General features: G+C 52.4%; 19 protein-coding genes. 4 read left to right on the forward strand and 15 right to left on the reverse strand.

What is annotated here, in order from left to right:
* Window positions 1-110: 110 nt before the first annotated feature.
* From HK25_RS04095 to HK25_RS04115, 5 genes are read right to left on the reverse strand one after another with little or no spacing between them, the layout of a single operon-like run.
* Window positions 111-716: a thiamine phosphate synthase gene (locus HK25_RS04095; RefSeq protein ID WP_086635392.1), complete on the reverse strand. Its 606-nt coding sequence runs from the start codon at window positions 714-716 to the stop codon at window positions 111-113.
* Window positions 713-1,489, reverse strand: coding sequence for a thiazole synthase (locus tag HK25_RS04100; protein ID WP_086635393.1), 777 nt, complete (start codon window positions 1,487-1,489; stop codon window positions 713-715). Before HK25_RS04100 ends, HK25_RS04095 begins: the two co-directional genes overlap by 4 nt.
* 3 nt (window positions 1,490-1,492) lie before the next feature.
* Window positions 1,493-1,690 carry a sulfur carrier protein ThiS gene (thiS, locus tag HK25_RS04105; RefSeq protein WP_086554141.1) on the reverse strand — a complete coding sequence of 66 codons (198 nt, stop codon included), beginning with the start codon at window positions 1,688-1,690 and terminating at the stop codon, window positions 1,493-1,495.
* 39 nt (window positions 1,691-1,729) lie between these two features.
* Window positions 1,730-2,707 carry a glycine oxidase ThiO gene (gene thiO / locus HK25_RS04110; protein WP_086635394.1) on the reverse strand — a complete coding sequence of 326 codons (978 nt, stop codon included), beginning with the start codon at window positions 2,705-2,707 and terminating at the stop codon, window positions 1,730-1,732.
* A gap of 30 nt (window positions 2,708-2,737) precedes the next feature.
* Complete coding sequence (locus HK25_RS04115; RefSeq protein WP_086554139.1) at window positions 2,738-3,214, reverse strand: DUF3429 domain-containing protein; 477 nt, start codon at window positions 3,212-3,214, stop codon at window positions 2,738-2,740.
* A 182-nt stretch (window positions 3,215-3,396) separates the two neighbouring features.
* On the opposite strand from HK25_RS04115, the gene eno reads away from it, so the two are divergent.
* Window positions 3,397-4,674, forward strand: coding sequence for a phosphopyruvate hydratase (eno, locus tag HK25_RS04120; protein ID WP_086554138.1), 1,278 nt, complete (start codon window positions 3,397-3,399; stop codon window positions 4,672-4,674).
* A gap of 155 nt (window positions 4,675-4,829) precedes the next feature.
* A complete protein-coding gene (locus HK25_RS04125) occupies window positions 4,830-5,159 on the forward strand; it encodes a septum formation initiator family protein (protein WP_086554137.1) in 330 nt (109 codons plus the stop codon).
* A gap of 139 nt (window positions 5,160-5,298) precedes the next feature.
* Here the strand turns inward: HK25_RS04125 and rpmG are convergent, their stop codons facing one another.
* On the reverse strand, window positions 5,299-5,466 hold the full coding sequence (gene rpmG / locus HK25_RS04130; protein WP_086554136.1) for a 50S ribosomal protein L33: 168 nt from the start codon (window positions 5,464-5,466) through the stop codon (window positions 5,299-5,301).
* Between the two features lie 68 nt (window positions 5,467-5,534).
* On the opposite strand from rpmG, the gene glp reads away from it, so the two are divergent.
* On the forward strand, window positions 5,535-6,809 hold the full coding sequence (gene glp, locus HK25_RS04135; protein WP_198945943.1) for a gephyrin-like molybdotransferase Glp: 1,275 nt from the start codon (window positions 5,535-5,537) through the stop codon (window positions 6,807-6,809).
* A 2-nt stretch (window positions 6,810-6,811) separates the two neighbouring features.
* Here the strand turns inward: glp and bioD are convergent, their stop codons facing one another.
* Genes bioD through HK25_RS04150 form a run of 3 tightly spaced genes read right to left on the reverse strand, consistent with a single transcriptional unit; the run spans window position 6,812 to window position 10,095 of the window.
* Window positions 6,812-8,212 carry a dethiobiotin synthase gene (gene bioD / locus HK25_RS04140; RefSeq protein ID WP_086635396.1) on the reverse strand — a complete coding sequence of 467 codons (1,401 nt, stop codon included), beginning with the start codon at window positions 8,210-8,212 and terminating at the stop codon, window positions 6,812-6,814.
* Window positions 8,213-8,218: 6 nt separating this feature from the next.
* On the reverse strand, window positions 8,219-8,911 hold the full coding sequence (locus HK25_RS04145) for an alpha/beta fold hydrolase (protein WP_086554133.1): 693 nt from the start codon (window positions 8,909-8,911) through the stop codon (window positions 8,219-8,221).
* Window positions 8,908-10,095 carry an 8-amino-7-oxononanoate synthase gene (locus tag HK25_RS04150; protein ID WP_086635397.1) on the reverse strand — a complete coding sequence of 396 codons (1,188 nt, stop codon included), beginning with the start codon at window positions 10,093-10,095 and terminating at the stop codon, window positions 8,908-8,910. The genes HK25_RS04145 and HK25_RS04150 overlap by 4 nt, the downstream gene beginning before the upstream one ends.
* 63 nt (window positions 10,096-10,158) lie before the next feature.
* Here HK25_RS04150 and HK25_RS04155 point away from each other — a divergent pair, with 63 nt between their 5' ends.
* The gene (locus HK25_RS04155; protein WP_086635398.1) at window positions 10,159-11,445 is read left to right on the forward strand and encodes an adenosylmethionine--8-amino-7-oxononanoate transaminase; all 1,287 of its coding nucleotides are present in this window, start codon (window positions 10,159-10,161) and stop codon (window positions 11,443-11,445) included.
* A 22-nt stretch (window positions 11,446-11,467) separates the two neighbouring features.
* Here HK25_RS04155 and HK25_RS04160 read toward each other — a convergent pair whose 3' ends face one another.
* The 6 genes from HK25_RS04160 to HK25_RS04185 all read right to left on the reverse strand — a co-directional run bounded on the left by HK25_RS04160 (window position 11,468) and on the right by HK25_RS04185 (window position 16,775).
* Entirely contained in the window at window positions 11,468-11,917 is a 450-nt protein-coding gene (locus HK25_RS04160; protein WP_086635416.1) for a molybdenum cofactor biosynthesis protein MoaE, read from the reverse strand.
* 7 nt (window positions 11,918-11,924) lie between these two features.
* Complete coding sequence (gene moaD, locus HK25_RS04165) at window positions 11,925-12,185, reverse strand: molybdopterin converting factor subunit 1 (protein ID WP_086554230.1); 261 nt, start codon at window positions 12,183-12,185, stop codon at window positions 11,925-11,927.
* Window positions 12,186-12,226: 41 nt separating this feature from the next.
* Window positions 12,227-12,739, reverse strand: a complete 513-nt coding sequence (locus tag HK25_RS04170) for a hypothetical protein (protein WP_233127671.1) — start codon at window positions 12,737-12,739, stop codon at window positions 12,227-12,229.
* Between the two features lie 112 nt (window positions 12,740-12,851).
* Complete coding sequence (gene pgsA / locus HK25_RS04175; protein WP_086554130.1) at window positions 12,852-13,421, reverse strand: CDP-diacylglycerol--glycerol-3-phosphate 3-phosphatidyltransferase; 570 nt, start codon at window positions 13,419-13,421, stop codon at window positions 12,852-12,854.
* 97 nt (window positions 13,422-13,518) lie between these two features.
* Window positions 13,519-15,432 (reverse strand): excinuclease ABC subunit UvrC, encoded by a 1,914-nt coding sequence (gene uvrC / locus HK25_RS04180; protein ID WP_086635418.1) that lies wholly within the window; start codon window positions 15,430-15,432, stop codon window positions 13,519-13,521.
* Window positions 15,433-15,704: 272 nt separating this feature from the next.
* A complete protein-coding gene (locus HK25_RS04185) occupies window positions 15,705-16,775 on the reverse strand; it encodes a dipeptidase (RefSeq protein WP_086635419.1) in 1,071 nt (356 codons plus the stop codon).
* Window positions 16,776-16,915: the final 140 nt, after the last annotated feature.

A 16,915-nucleotide genomic window follows, 5' to 3' on the forward strand; every position in this document is an offset into this window, starting at 1 on the left:
ATTTTGCATCCAATATATCAATGGCTGCGGCGTGTTGTTTTAACACGCAGGCAGCCACAATGCCCTCTCTGAAGCTCGAAGCTCAACCCTGAGGGCGTCGCAGCGGCACCTTAAGCGCCGGCTTCAGTCAGCCAGCGTTTAATCTGCCCCTCCGGGTCAGCATGCTGTGTAAATGCCGACACCGCAGCAACACTGTCAGCACCGGCATCAAGACAAGGCTTAAGTCCCTCAAACGCCACCCCGCCAATAGCAACAAGTGGCAGGTCACCGATCAGCTTCTTCCACTCAGTCAGCTTTGCAACACCCTGAGGACCAAAAGCCATTTTCTTCAGACGTGTTGGCCAGATCGGGCCAAGAGCCACATAATCAGGTTTAAATGACAGGGCACGGTCAAGCTCTTCGTGGCTGTGTGTACTCAGTCCAAAACGAATACCCGCCTTACGTACAGCCGCCAGGTCGGCTGTATCCAGATCCTCCTGACCAAGGTGTATATAGTCTATCCCCTCTTCGAGTGCGATCTGCCAGTAATCATTCAACACCAGGCAAACACCATGAGTCCGGGCAAAAATATGCGCCTGACGAATCTCCTCACGCAGCGCCTCACCCTCCAGCTCTTTTACACGCAGCTGAATGAAACGGGCACCTGCTCCGCCCAGACGGTCAATCCAGCGGGCAGTATCAACAACAGGATATATTTTTTGAGGAAGTCCGCTCACGACAGCATGGCCTTTCCGATAACAGGGGTTGAGGGAACAGCCATATCACGTTCTTCCATCGGGTCGGCCTTACGTGCCAGCACGCCGGCCTCTACCGCCAGGCTGAAAGCACGGGCCATCGTGACCGGATCTCCGGCACCGGCAATGGCAGTGTTAATCATCACAGCATCATAGCCCAGTTCCATCGCACGCAATGCGTGAGAAGGCACACCTATACCCGCATCAACGACAAGAGGAACACCAGGGAAATGGGCACGCAGGGCACGCAGGCCAAACACGTTGTTTAACCCCTTACCCGAACCGATAGGCGCCCCCCATGGCATCAGCACTTCACAGCCGGCAGCCATCAGCTTTTCAGCGACGATCAGATCTTCTGTCGTATAGGGGAAAACCTTAAACCCATCTTCTGACAGGATACGGGCCGCTTCAACCAGGCCGAACACATCAGGCTGAAGTGTGTCAGGCTCGCCAATCACTTCAAGCTTGATCCACTCTGTATTAAAAACTTCGCGGGCCATATGCGCGGTAGTTACAGCTTCCTTAACGGTATAACACCCGGCCGTGTTAGGCAGCACAGACACATTAAGATCACGAATGAGCGACCAGAAGGACTGACCTGCCTGCTCTCCCGCTGACTCGCGTCGCAGTGAAACAGTCACAAGACCAGGCAAAGCTGCCTGCACTGCCTCACGCAGGATTTCAGGAGACGGATACTGCGCCGTGCCCATCATCAGTGGTGAGCGTAAAGAAACCCCATAAAATTCCGCTGACATTTACTATCCTCCCTGCATCGGGGCGACAATTTCAATGCGCGCCCCCTCATGCAAAGCTGTCTCACCACGGCGGGCCAGCGGTATAAACCCTCCGTTCAGTGCTGTCGCAATACGTGCCCCGCCATACCCCAGCTCTTCAACCAGGGCCGCAAGTGTGGTGGCCCGCACATCATGCGCTTCATCATTAACCATAATTTTCATGGTCATTCTCCCTGCGAGCGTATCTCACTCAGTTCGCAGTCATCCGCCTGCATTGCCAAAAATCAGATCTGCGGCCTCACCCGCTTTTGCCGGAGAAAGCAAAAAGCCATGCCGGTACATGCCGTTAACAAAAACCTTATGCCCTTCTTGCACAACCTGGGGCACATTGTCAGGGAAAGAAGGACGAACACCTGTTCCCATTTCAACAATCTCAGCCTCAGCAAAAGCCGGATGCAGGGTCCAGGCCGCATTGAGCAGCTCCGTCACAGACCGGACGGTCATCGCCCCGGCATTTTCACTTTCTATCATCGTCGCTCCCACCATAAAAATATGGTCAGCACGCGGCACGATATAAACCGGGATACGCGGGTGCAGCATACGCACCGGACGATGTAGCGTAACATCAGGGCAACGCAGCAAAAGCATCTCACCTCTGACACCACGCAGCTCAGACAACTCTGTGCGGCCCTGCAGACCAGTGCAGTCAACGACCCAGTCAAAATCAGCACTATCGGGCGCTTTTTCTGACGCATGGACCATAGTTCCTCCCTGTTGCAGGAGGGAACTCAGGAGTGCAGGCAGCGCTTTGCGGGGGTCAACATGCCCTTCCTGCTCAAAAAACAGGCCCTTATGAAAACGATCGGCCAGATCGGGCTCAAGCGCCGCAATTTTTTTACCGTCTATCATCTCGCAATGCGATGTGCGGCGGGCAAAACGTGCAAGCTCCCCGACATCACGCGGGGGAGCCAGTACAAGGCTGCCTGCTCTGGTCACGTCAGGCACGTGTGTGGCCCACCAGTCAACAGAAGCGACTGACTGCGCTGTAACCTCCGGCGGGGCAGATTCACCCTCACACCAGGGTGCAAGCATGCCGCCCGCCATCCATGAAGCTCCGGCCCCGACACGCCCGCTCTGATCGTAAACAGTAACCAGCCCGCCACGCTCAGCCAGTGTGACAGCTGTCACCATACCTGCCACACCGGCACCTCTGACCAGAATACGCGGCTTACCCTGCATATTTTATCTCCCCGCAACGCCGGCTCATAATCAAAACAAACGTGCCATCAGCACAACAAGCAGACAACTCTCCATAACAGCAACAGCTATCCAGCGCAGCCCCATATACCCGCGCGGCAGCATCCCGCGGCGCCAGCCTGCCCGCTCAGCAAGCCCCTGCAACGGCACAGCAACAGCCAGAAGAGCGACAGCCATAACAGCTGACCACATAAAGGCGAGACAGATTGCAAGCCAGGCAAGAGCCGCAGGTATTACCCCCAGCAGCAGACGCACGACATCGCGCGATTCAGCCCCTGCTACCAGAATAGCCCGGTCTGTCTCAAGTGAAAGCCCCCACTGCACTGCCCCCCAGAAAGCCAGACAAATCGCGCCATAAGATACAAAGGCCATAAGCAGATTCGTTACCGGCACACCGGAATTAAAGAACACTATACAGCCGGCACTGAACACAAAAGGCAGCAAGCCCGCTATTGTCAGACCACCTGCGATCACAGATGTTTTTTTCATAAATTGCTATTTCACCTTTTTTGATACGCTTTTACGACAAGAGACAGGTTGACAGAGAAGCCCAACAGGAGGCCACTAGGCAACAGGCCGATGGCCCCTTCGTGTTTTTGAGACACTAAACAACAAAACAGGACCATCGCAGCCGGAGCGCTCTCTGGCTATAAGCAACGGGAATAAAAAACATGAGTGTCATTGCAGATATCGTAGCACGTGAAATTCTTGACAGCCGTGGTAACCCCACTGTTGAGGTTGATGTAGAACTCGCCTCTGGCATAGTTGGCCGGGCTGCTGTTCCGTCAGGTGCCTCAACCGGTGCACATGAGGCGGTTGAACTCAGAGATGGCGACAAAAAACGCTTTGGCGGCAAAGGCGTTCTGAAAGCCATTGAAAATATTGAAAGTGAAATCCTGCCCACACTTCAGGGTTTCGAATCGTCAGAGCAGATCGACATTGATAATGCGATGATCGACCTTGATGGCACACCCAATAAAAGCCGCCTGGGCGCCAATGCGATTCTTGGTGTCTCCCTTGCTGTTGCAAAAGCTTCAGCAGCTGAGCTGGGTGTACCACTCTACCGCTATGTAGGGGGCGTTTTCGCTCACACTCTGCCTGTGCCAATGATGAACATCGTCAACGGCGGTGAGCATGCAGACAACCCCATCGATATTCAGGAATTTATGATCCAGCCCGTTGGCGCACCAACTGTCGCTGATGGTATTCGCTGGGGATCCGAAATTTTTGCCCAGCTGAAAAAAGCTCTTAAAGATGCCGGTCATAATACAAATGTCGGTGATGAAGGCGGTTTTGCCCCGGCTCTGAAGTCAGCAGACGAAGCACTGACCTTCATTTCCCGCGCGGTGGAGGCTGCTGGCTACCGCCCTGGTGAAGACATTACCTTCGCGCTCGACTGTGCCTCGACCGAATTTTATCGCGATGGCCGCTATGACATGAAGGGCGAAGGGAAGGTTTTCGATTCTGCCCAGATGGTCGCTTACCTGGAAGATCTGACAAAACGCTACCCTATCGTTTCTATCGAAGATGGCCTGGCGGAAGATGACTGGGAAGGCTGGAGCCTGCTGACCAGCACACTTGGCAAAAAAGTTCAGCTGGTTGGTGACGATTTGTTTGTAACCAACCCCGAGCGTCTGCGTCGTGGCATTGAGACTGGTGTTGGCAACTCTATTCTCATCAAAGTGAATCAGATTGGCACACTGACTGAAACACTTCAGGCCATCGAAATGGCACATAAAGCAGGCTACACTGCGGTTATGAGCCATCGCTCCGGCGAGACTGAAGACTCTATCATTGCTGATCTGGCAGTCGCGACCAACTGTGGGCAGATTAAAACAGGCTCCCTCTCCCGCTCTGACCGCACAGCTAAATATAACCAGCTGATTCGCATTGAGCAGCAGCTGGCAACGGCTGCGCAATATGCAGGGCAGACCATTCTGAAGCGCTAAAATTATCTCATCTGGTACCGCTGGCTTAGCCACGGTACCAGAGCCGCTGCATTTTATGGCAAACAAGCTTACAAAAAGTTCAAAATTCCTGGCACAGGTGGCCAGTAATAGCTTACACTGACGTAACAGGTTAAACAGCAGGAAAGAATATCAACGTGAATCTGGGCCGCATGATAAGGCGCACCGTCCGCGCTGTTGTTCCTCCGCTGGTTTTCTTAAGCATTGCCGGCTATTTTGGCTGGAACGCCACACAGGGCGACCACGGCACCAGAGCGTATAAAGAGCAGCTTGTGCTGCTGGACCAGGCAAAACAGGCTCAGCTTAACGCCACGGCAGAACAAGCTGCCTGGCGCCGGCGTGTTAATGACCTGCGCGATCATTCACTCGACAAAGACATGCTGGATGAACGGGCGCGGGCTATGCTCAACCTGGCGAACAAAAATGATATTGTCATACCTTATGACAGGCATGATCCGCTTTTTTAAAACAGCGGAGACTCTTTTTCCTGAAAAGTGCCGGGAGCTGCCTGCCTTGCCCCTGCGGCAGACTGATCCCGCCCCAAACAAAAACGGCGCCCGTAAGGACGCCGAGTCTGCTGTAATACTGTTTTAAAGAAAAAACAGATTACTTAATTTTTGCTTCGCGAAAAACGACGTGCTTGCGAGCAACCGGATCGTATTTCTTGAGTTCCATTTTACCGGTGTGCGCACGAGCATTTTTTCTCGTAACGTAGAAATAACCGGTATCCGCCGTGGAAACGAGACGAATTTTGATAACGTTTGTCTTAGCCATAACTTCCTCAGCTGAGCATCATGGGTTAACCGGACACGATGTCCAGCTAGTATTCAATTCGACGCAAAATGCGCATACTAACGCCAAAGGTCAAGTATTCTTGCTGCATAGATATGCACAGAAGAGCCAAAAGGAGCAAAAAAATGCTGGATGTGGCAGTTGCGCGCGCCAGAATTCTCGAAAAAATCTCTCCCTGCGGCCCTGAAACCGTCTCTCTCGCTGACGCAACAGGGCGTATCCTGGTTGAACCGGTGGTCGCCCGCCTGTCTAACCCCCCTGTTTCGGTCTCTGCAATGGATGGGTATGCCGCCCGGACAGAAGACGCCATAAAGGGCGCAGTACTCACGGTTACCGGTGAAGCACCAGCAGGCCACCCCACCACGCAACACATTGCCCCTGGCACCTGTATTCGTGTTTTTACCGGCAGCCAGATACCTGCCGGGACAAGCACAATCATCTTGCAGGAAAATGTGATACGTGAAGGCGAATCTGTCTCGCTGCAAACCAGCAGCGACGAACAGCAGTTTATTCGCAGGCAGGGAAAAGATTTTCAGAAAGGGCAAACCCTGCTGAGTGCCGGTAAACGACTGACTGCCCGTGACATCGGCCTGGCAGCAGCAGCTGGTTACACATGGCTCAGCGTTGCACAGCGCCCGCGCGTAGGCATTCTCTCTACCGGAGATGAACTCACCCTGCCAGGTGACCCGACACAACCCGATTCGATTGTGAACTCAGCTGCTTTTATGGTGTCAGGCCTGCTCAGAACCATCGGAGCTGAACCTGTTATTCTGCCTATCGCACGAGACAACCATACAGCTCTGGCTTCTGCTCTGGCGCATACAACGCGCTTTGATCTCTTCATTACCATTGGTGGCGCCAGTGTTGGCACATATGACATTGTACAGGACGCTCTGAAAGCTCACGGCCTCTCCCTCGACTTCTGGAAGATTGCTATGCGCCCGGGCAAACCGCTGATGTCAGGGCAAATTCAGGGAACACCCATCATTGGTCTGCCAGGCAACCCGGTTGCGGCTATGGTCTGCTCGGTTATTTTTGTAGCCCCTGCCGTGCACGCCCTTATAGGGCAGCCCGTCTCAGCTGACATTGAAAGTGAAAATGCGATTCTGGGGGCTGACGTCAGGCAGAACGATCACCGGCAGGATTTTCTGCGCTGCACACTGGTCAAGAAGCCTGAAAGCGATCTGCCTGTTGCAGTACCCTTTGACTCGCAGGATTCGGCACAGCTCTGCATCCTCTCCCAAAGCGATGCCCTGTTATTGCGCGCCCCGGGGGCACCACCGGCACAAGCCGGAACCCCCTGCAGGATCATACGCCTCCCCTGATTTCAGAAGGGAGACACATCACTCCAGGAGGGTAACTTCCTGGAGGCTTCAGCAACAGTTTCAGCCGAAACGACCGACTGATGCGGCACCTGTGCCAGAATGCGCACACGCCCTTTTTCTTCGATCACACGGCAATTATCTTCATCCGGTGGCCCGTTAAGCACAACACCGGCTATTGCAACACCACGGTTTCTTAAGGCCTCAAGTGTCAGCAACGTGTGGTTAAGTGTACCCAGGCCACTGCGCGCCACAACGACAACGGGTAAAGCCCAGCGAACAATCAGATCACAGATCATAAGCCTGTCTGTCACCGGCACCATAAGCCCGCCAGCACCTTCGACAACCAGTGGACGATCATTCTCTGCCAGGGGAAGAACAAGGCTGTCAGGGTCAATCTCTGCGCCTTCAGCACGGGCGGCAGCTTCGGGAGACAAAGAAGCCTGAAATGCACCGACAGAAGGCAGGCAGGAGGCGGCATCTGCCCCGGCAAGCTCCGTGACAGTCAATGTGTCACCTGGTTCATCTGCCAGGCCGCTTTGCAGCGGTTTCCAGTAAAGTGCTGACCAGGCTTTTACGAGACAGGCAGAGATAAATGTTTTTCCTACCCCGGTATCTGTACCGGTTACAAACACACCGGCACGTACGGGCCGCTGAAAACAGCCATAAGCAATATGCCACGAGATGGCACAGCCTCCGCCCTCAAAACGGTTCATAGCCTGACGCAATGCAGCGGGCTGCAACGGCTTATAACCCGCAACAGGAACGCAGGCACCGGTCTGGCTCAGATGATGTAAAAAGGCTCTTGCGCTGTTAAAGGGCTGAATATAACAGGCCCCCTCCCAGCTGCCGGCACATAAAGCCGGCCTGCATGACTGCAGCGCTGCCAGAGTGGGGTAATCAGGTGTCCCCACTGAATATTCAGATGTACAGGCCTGCTGCCACTCTTCAAAAGTACCCTGTGTCAGCGTGGAAAAGAAGAGCCTGCCACCCGGCTTCAGCATCTTTTCAAGGTGCAGTAAAACAGCCTGCGGGTTATCCAGCCACTGAAACACCAGACTGCCGCAGATAATATCAAAAGACCCTTCGACATCAGGTGCCGCAGCATCCATCACATGACCAGTAACACGCTCCCCAAGGCGCGCCTGCATACGCTGTACCATTTGCGGTGCAAAATCTGTCGCGATGATATCTGCATCAGGCCAGTGCGCTGCGAGCAAAGTGGTCAGAAACCCGGTCCCGCACCCCAGTTCAAGAATCCTGGCTGGCTGATGTTGTGCCTGAGCTGTTTTGATACGCTCAAAAAGCTGCCGGGCAACATAGCGCTGCATGCTGGCGGCTTCATCATAGGCCTCAGCATGGTTAAAGCTCTGGCAGATACGATTCTGACGAGAAATTCCGGTCATTTTTATTCAGACTGCCTTACTGATAAAATTTTTAATGTGGTCTGCACAAAACGAGACATGTGTGACGGGTAGCATATGCCCGCCATCTGACTGCCAGACGATTTCCGCTTCAGCGGGTACAGCATTTCGTGTCATGGCCGGGGGAACTATCGGGTCATCCCCACCGGCCAGAAGCAATAAATTTCTTTTACAGGCAATATACTGCATCTTCTCACGCACATCACCCTCAGCCAGCAGAGCAAGCCCTTCATCAAGCACATCAGCATTGCAGGAAACGCCTTCAGGCACAGGCAGACCACAGCGCGCCCTGAAGTTTTCTGCCACGTCATACGCATTACGTGTCAGACCTGCCCGCATACGGCTGAGAACACGTGGTGACACACCTGCGGCAAACCCTTCAGCCGCGCTAAAGCGCCCAAAAGCATTGATACCTACAAAACGGCTACCTTCAGGCCAGTCGCGCTGTGAGAGCAGCCATAGCAAACCAAGTGAATGACCTGTCGCCAGTATGGGCTGACCACCTGCATTCTGCAAAAATTCAGCTGGATTCACACTGCCATTTTGCGGTGATGGTTCAAAATACCCCAGGTCAACACGACAAACTCCGTCCCAGCCAAGCTGCTGCTGCAAAGGTGCCCATATCTCAGGCCCACAGGCCCAGCCATGTACAAAAACAGGTTTGAGACCCTGTATACTCATTGCATGCTCTTCCATGCTGTAACCAGGCAATGGGCCAGCGCATCAATCTGCGGCTCTGTATGGTTACCATGTATCACAATCCGCAGGCGGCAGGCGCCGGGCGGCACCGTTGGCGGGCGAATCGCTACGGTCAGAAACCCCGCTTCTTCCATCAGCTGCGCAAGACGCAAAGCTGTTTGCTCACGTCCCACTACAACAGGGACGATCTGCGTTGACGACGGTCCCGTCTCCAGGCCTGCTGCGGCAACATGCTGGCGTAAACGTTCAGAGAGAGCGGCAACTTTGCATCTTACCTCTTCAGTTTCAGGCTCAGTCAGCAGATCAAGGGCCGCATCCGCCGCCCCAAGCACCATGGGAGATGGTGCTGTTGAGTAAATATAGCCTGACCCGCTCGTCCGCAGCCACTGGCACACAGCCGACGACGAGCAGACAAAAGCTCCCATCGTACCCAGTGCTTTGCTGAATGTGCCAATAACCAGATCTGCATGCCCGTCAGACAGGCCTTTTCCGTTATGGCCAAGAATACCAGTGGCATGAGCCTCATCAACACACAAAAAGGCATTATGGGCCCGGCATACGTTTCCGAGCGCGGCAAGGTCCGCACGGTCGCCATCCATGCTGAATACACTCTCAGTCAGCACAATTTTCATGCCCGCGGCATCGGCATATTTTTCTAAAAGTGTGGCAAGATGCTTCAGGTCATTATGACGAAAACGAATCGGCACGATACCGGCGGCAGCGCAGCCCTGATACAGGCTGGCATGAATCAGCTTATCTGCCAGAATGACAGGCTGCGCCCCTGTTGCTGTCACGCAAAGACGCACAAGGGCCGGAACAAGAGTAGCATTTGCCTGCCAGCCTGATGAGAAAATACAGGCGGCCTCCATCCCTTTCAGAGTGGCAAGGCGTTGCTCAAGCCTGAGTGCGCCCGAGCAGGTGCCACTGACCAGGCGCGAAGCACCTGAGCCTGCACCATAACGTGCTCCCCACTCAGCCGCGCGCTGGAGTAACAGCGGGTGCCTGCGTAACCCAAGATAGTCATTAGAAGAAAAATCAGCCAGAACAGTGCCGTCAGAGCGGATAAAATTATCACCCGAGGAATCAAGGCTGCGCTGGGTACGCAAGCGCCCCTGCTCTGCCAGTTTCTGAAGTCCCTGCTGGAAAAGAGAGTCAAACCGCGTCATGACACATCTGGTGCCGGAGCTGTGCGCCACGGTCAATCTATTTCAATCAGAAAGAATATCAGGATGCCTTCACAGCCAGACCCACTCACCCCATCACAGCCAGACTGGTATGAGCAGGGCCTGCCTCATATCTGGCTGCCATACTCTCAGATGAAAACGGCAGCTCCTCCACTGGCGGCTCACAGCACACAGGGCAGCACGATTACTCTGGCTGATGGCTCGACTCTGACAGACGGGGTTGCGGCCTGGTGGACAGCCTGCCACGGATATAACCACCCCTATATTCGTAAAGCTGTTGAAAAACAGCTCAGTACCATGCCTCACATTATGTTTGGCGGCACAGTACACAAACCGGCCCTGACGCTTGCACACCGGCTGAGCAATATGCTGCCAGGTGACCTTGAGCGTGTCTTTTTTACAGATTCAGGGTCAGTTGCTGTTGAAGTCGCTATGAAAATGGCCATTCAGTACCGCCTGAACAAAGGTGAGAACGGCCGCACGAAAATGCTTGCCTTTAAAGGCGGTTATCATGGTGACACCCTGGCAACGATGGCGGTCTGTGACCCTGAAGAAGGGATGCACCATCTGTATGGCTCAGTGCTGAGTGAGCATATTATCTCCCCTCTGCCAGTCGATGAAAAAAGTACAGCCCGGTTTTTATCTCTGCTCGAACAGCATGCCCACGAGATAACGGCCATTATTACCGAACCTCTGGTGCAGGGTGCCGGTGGCATGCTGTTTCATAGCCCTGATGTTTTGCGCCACATACGCAAAGCCGCCGATGATCATAATATCTTATTGATTTTAGATGAAATTTTTACAGGTTTTGGCCGCACAGGCACTATGTTTGCCTGCGAACAGGCTGATATCGTCCCTGATATTGTTACAGTCTCAAAAGCACTGACGGGCGGGACAATACCGCTGGCGGCCACGATAGCACAACGCCATGTTTATGAAGCTTTTTTGTCAGATAACCCTGAACATGCGCTGATGCATGGGCCAACATTCATGGCCAATCCGCTGGCCTGCGCCTGCGCTAATGCTTCACTCGACCTGTTTGAGCAGGAGCCTCGTCTGGCACAGGTTAATCATATCAATACAGTTCTCACTGAAGCTCTCGAGCCATGCAGAGCACTGCCTGGTGTCAAAGATGTAAGAACATTAGGCGCTATTGGCGTGGTGGAGCTGGAAAAAATTGAGAATGCCGATGCCCTGCGTACGAAATTTATTCAGGCGGGAGTATGGGTCAGGCCTTTTCGCAATATTGTCTATCTGACGCCGGCTTTTACAATCAGCGATGCTGATCTTCTGACATTGACAGACGCCATCTATAAAGTTTTATCAAGCTGATTATAAAAGAAATTTTTAGCTTTCAGCTCCAGAAAGCTGCGGCCTCATCATCCGCAGCTTTAGCCTCAACCCAGACACGACGACCGTCTTTAAACTGCTCGCACTTCCAGAATGGAGCGCCGGTTTTCAGCTTATCAATTAAAAAAGCCGTTGCATGAAGGGCTTCAGCCCGGTGTGCCGCAGCAGCCCCGACAAAAACAATCGGAGAACCTACACCCAGCGTACCAACCCTGTGAATAATTGTACAACCCGCGAGATGAAAACGCTCAAATGCTTCAGCACTCAGATTTTGAAGCATTTTTTCTGTCATGCCAGGATAATGTTCAAGCGTCAGACTTTGAAGGTCGCCTGCCGTGTCACGCACACAACCAACAAAAATACTTACACCACCAACATGATCAGATAACTCAGCAAGTCGGGTATATTCATGCCCGACATCAAAAGCTGCCTCCTGTACCACGACATGTTGCATCAGTTTTTCATCCACCCGTCATAGGAGGAAAAAAAGCAACTTCGTCGCCAGGTTTTACCGCCGTTGTAAAAGAAACAAGCGTCTGATTCAAAGCAGCCCGCAAACGTGGAGTTTCTGTCAGCACCGCCTTAACCTGAGGTTTTTTTTCACCGAGAAGAGTAATCAGACTTTGTATATCAAAGCCTGCCTGCGGCACATCAATGATATCCTCTGCATACCCAAGCTGCTCGCGCAAAGACGCAAAGTATAAAACCTTAATCTTTGCCATTATAATAACTCCTGCTCTGCCAGTTTCACCATCATATATGATCAGTGAGTTGCAGCCGGAGCAGCTGAAGCTTTGATCGTATACACTGAGCCATCAGGACGAATGATGGTTACAGTGCCATCACCATTAGGAATTTGAATGGCGGAGGCATTGCTGCGTTTAGCACCAAACTTACTGGCGGCATCCGACTCAGCATCCGGCAGCTTGGCACTGGGTGCAACTTTTCTGGATGTATCAAGATTGATTTCACCACCGTCCGGCAACATCTCATCAGCTGAAGAGGTCGCACCCAGAGCTGTACCAATACGATCTTTCTCAACATCCTCAAGCGTTGGCATAGGCGATGGAGGACCAGGCCAGACGTTACCACCCTGCGTGAGAATGGGTGCTTCAGATGCACCATACCCTTTAACCCGACGCATATTCAGATCAGACCCTAAGGGAGCATTAGGATTAGCGCCCGGCAGTGTCGCAGTATCAGAAACAAATTTGCCGAACCCTGAGCACCCTGTAATCATCAGGCAGCCCCCAAGAAGCATCACTTTTCGCATCATTTAAAGTTATTATCCTATATCAATTTTATACTGACGCTGACGCTCTGCTTCATGGCACAAACCGTATACCAGAATTTTTATTATAACCAACCTTTAGCAGGCAATATTCATACTATAATGATACGTGACGCAGGCCAGTAATCAAATAAGCCCACCCGGTGATTAAAGTTAAAACTGCCGCAATCCACAACAAAACAGCACCAATCAGCGAAACAGGCACCCATGGCAAATGTAGCAAACCAGCTGTGCTGTCACCAGCCAGTAAAAAACCAATAGCAACCATCTGAAATGTTGTTTTCCACTTTGCCAGCTGTGTAACCGGCAGAGTTGCATCTCTCCCGGCAAGATACTCCCGCAGGCCGGAAACAAGAATTTCACGACACAGAATAACAATTGCAGGCCAGAGAGAATAATAAGGCAAGCGATCATAACCCGCCAGCACGAGTATGCTCGCCGTAACCAGCAGCTTATCGGCAATAGGGTCAAACATTCGTCCAAAATCTGACAGCTGCTGCATTGAGCGTGCCAGTTTGCCGTCATAATAGTCTGTTATTCCTGCCAGAATGTAGACCAGGCAGGCCAGGGCATCGGTCAGAGGGGTACCCCAGGCGGCAAGAGCCACAACCACAGGAATGACCACAATACGCGAGAGGGTCAGAATATTTGGCAGATTGATCAACATTGTCAGGACACTAACCTATTTTTCATCAGGCTGAAACGCATTATACTCTGTATTCGGCAGTCATTTCTTAAAAATTTACTATATTTTTGCATCCGTCTTATGCCGGCAACCAGTCGGGATGAAAATACCCATAAACTACTCTGGCGACCTCTTTGCTGATACCGGGCACCGATTCTAACTCAGCTATACCAGCCTGCCTGACAGCACGAACAGAACCAAATACATTTAACAGCGCTTTTTTTCTACCCGGACCGATACCTGGAACGTCATCAAGCTCAGAACGCACCAGAGCCTTTGAGCGCCCGGCCCGATGCGTTGTAATTGCAAAACGATGCGCCTCATCACGCAGGCGTTGCAGATAATATAAAACCGGGTCACGTACATCGAGCTGAAAAGCAGGGCGCCCCTGCGTATAAAACCACTCCCGCCCGGCATCTCTGTCTGGCCCCTTAGCAATACCAGCCAGCGTTACGCCTGTTACACCCAGTTCATCAAGCACCCGCCTGACAGCTGAATATTGCCCTGCACCCCCATCAATGAGCAGCAGATCAGGCCAGTTTGAGCGATCCCCCTCCTCTGCCTCTTTTAAAGCACGACCGAAACGCCGTTCGAGAACCTCACGCATCATGGCAAAATCATCACCCGGTGTGACTGGTCCTTTAATCAGAAACTTACGATAGGCCCGCCGGTCAAAGCCTTCAGGGCCGCCAACTATCATCACACCATACGCATGCGAGCCCATAATATGGCTGTTATCATATACTTCGATACGCTTAGGGGGGCTGTCCATACCAAAAACAGCCGCAACGCCTTCGAGCAGCCTGGCCTGACCTGCACTTTCTGCCAGTTTGCGCCGCAGCGCATCTCGTGCGTTGGTCACAGCATGATCAAGAACCTGCTTTTTTTCACCCCGCTGAGGGTTGAGAATTTCAACCCTGCGGCTTTTTTGCAAAGATAATGCCTCTTCAAGCAATACGGATTCTTCAGGCAGAACACTCACCAGCAGCTGGCGAGGTGGCGGTTTATCTTCATAAAACTGCACAATAAAAGCTGACATCACATCTTCCGCACTCTGCTCCTGCACATGCGCGGGAAAGAACGATCTGCTCCCGTTATTGCGTCCACCACGCACAAAAAAGACCTGAATGCAGGTTAACCCACCCTCCTGCCAGATGCCCATCACATCCGCTTCCTCCAGGGAATGCGGATTTATGACCTGAGAATCCTGCATCTGAGCCAGGGCCCGCACACGGTCACGCAACACAGCAGCCCGCTCAAAATCCATATCATCTGAGGCCTGGAGCATCTGAGAGCTGATCTCCTCACGCAGTGTAACGTCCTTCCCCGACAGGAAGTCACGAGCCTGCCTGACCAGCTGTGCATAATGCCCCTCATCAATACGACCAACACAGGGAGCTGAGCATCGTTTGATCTGATAAAGCAGGCAGGCGCGCGTTCGGCTGTTAAAATCAGAATCAGAGCATGAGCGAAGCAAAAAAGCCCGCTGGAGCAGGTTAAGAGTCTGATTTACGGCCCAGGCAGAAGCAAACGGCCCCCATAAATCAGCACCTTTAACTGTTTTACCCCGATATTTAGTAATTTGCGGAAAGGTATGATCACCGGTCATCATCAGCCACGGATAGCTTTTATCGTCTCGTAGCAGAATATTAAAACGGGGCTTCATCCGTTTGATATAATTGGCTTCAAGCAGCAAAGCTTCAGCCTCTGTGTGCGTGGTCACAATCTCCATCGCAACTGTTTCAGAGACCATACGGCGCAGGCGCTCTGGCAGACGCGCAGTGTGCGTATAAGACACAACACGCTTTTTCAGCGCGAGCGCCTTACCAACATATAAAACCTCACCTTTTGCGCCCAGCATACGATACACGCCTGGCGAGAGGGGCATGGTCCTGAGTGCCTCTCTGATAACCTCAACACCCCGAAGAGCGGCAGCAGATTGCTCCCCCGCGCTGTCAGGTGACGCAGGTTGCGAACAAACCTCTGATGACATCAGATACCCCTTCAGCATAATCATCCACAGATTGTGTGGATAACTTTGTGTATACTATGCTCACATCTTCAGAAAACCGCAGTTTTCTCACAACTTTCACATATTGCTCACTTTTTAATCACATATGCTAACATATTGATATAAAAAGATTTTGTTTAATTCAACCTGAATACAGACAGAAAATGCAGGGCGATTACCTGACAAAACCTGTGTCAAGAGGCAATGTGGACAAATAAAATAAAAATTATAGCCCTGCACATTCTTTCTGATATTTAAACCTGAGAAGCGACTTCTTCAGCGTTCTTCAGAACACGTAAAAAATTCCCACCCCAGAAAGCCGCAAGCTCACTGTGATCGTACCCGCGTCTGAGCAGCTCTGCCGTCAGCGTCGCGCTCTGAGCAGCGTTACTCCACCCGTCAATAGCTCCGCCGCCATCAAAGTCTGATGAAATGCCGACATATTCAGGGCCAAGCCGTTTTACGACATAATCTATATGATCCACAAAGTCAGAGACCCCTGCTGAATGACGGGCTTCTCCCTCTTTAGGTTTCAGAAAGGCCGGCATAGCCGTAATCTGAATAACGCCTCCGGTTTCTTTCAGCAGATCAAGCTGCTCATCATCCAGATTGCGTGGATGATCACATAAAGCACGCACGCATGAATGCGTCGCAACAACCGGCACCAGGGAAGCACGGGCCGCCTGCATCATCGTTTTTTTAGACGCATGAGAAACATCAACCACAAGCCCTGTACGATTCATCACTCTGATCGCCTCGCGCCCGAGAGCAGAGAGGCCTCCATGATTTTCAGGCTTATCTCCCAGGCTAGGGCGATGCACTGCTGAGTCAGCCAGGTCATTATGCCCATTATGTGTAAGCGTTACATACCGGGCTCCCTTTGCCCGAAAACGTATCAAAGCCTCCGGGTCTTCGCCCATCGTATAGCCGTTTTCAACAGCAGGAATAACAGCAATAGCCCCGGCAGCATAAGCTGCTGATATCTCATCGGTTGTTGAGCATACACGCGCTGTTACACCATTATGCGTGCCCTGCATCTGGTTGATCACATCAAGCATGGCCAGGCATTGCTCGTGCGCCCTTGCACGGCCCTCAGCATTCCTGGCCCCCTGGCCAATATATGCAACAAAACAACCCGCCGAAACACCACCCTGCTTCATCTTCGGCAGGTCAGCATGGCGGGCAGCTGTGTTCTCAAAGGCATCATTCTGGTCTGGCCAGGGAATGTCGATATGACTATCGAGAGTAAACAGCGTGTTATGCACAGCCTGCGCCTCGGGCGGCACGCTATGCTCATTCTTCTGAAAAGGCGATGAGTGCGTCATACTCCATGACATGGCGCGGGCTGAGAAGCTTAACAAGTGCCAAAACACTTATATGAGCCATTCAGCCGGTTCTTATACTAGGCTCAGGACCTGTTAATTTATTGAACTGAGCGAGAGATTGTGATTCACAGGCTTACCGA

This window comes from Acetobacter sp. DsW_059 (assembly GCF_002153695.1).
In the GTDB taxonomy this organism is placed as follows: domain Bacteria; phylum Pseudomonadota; class Alphaproteobacteria; order Acetobacterales; family Acetobacteraceae; genus Acetobacter; species Acetobacter thailandicus.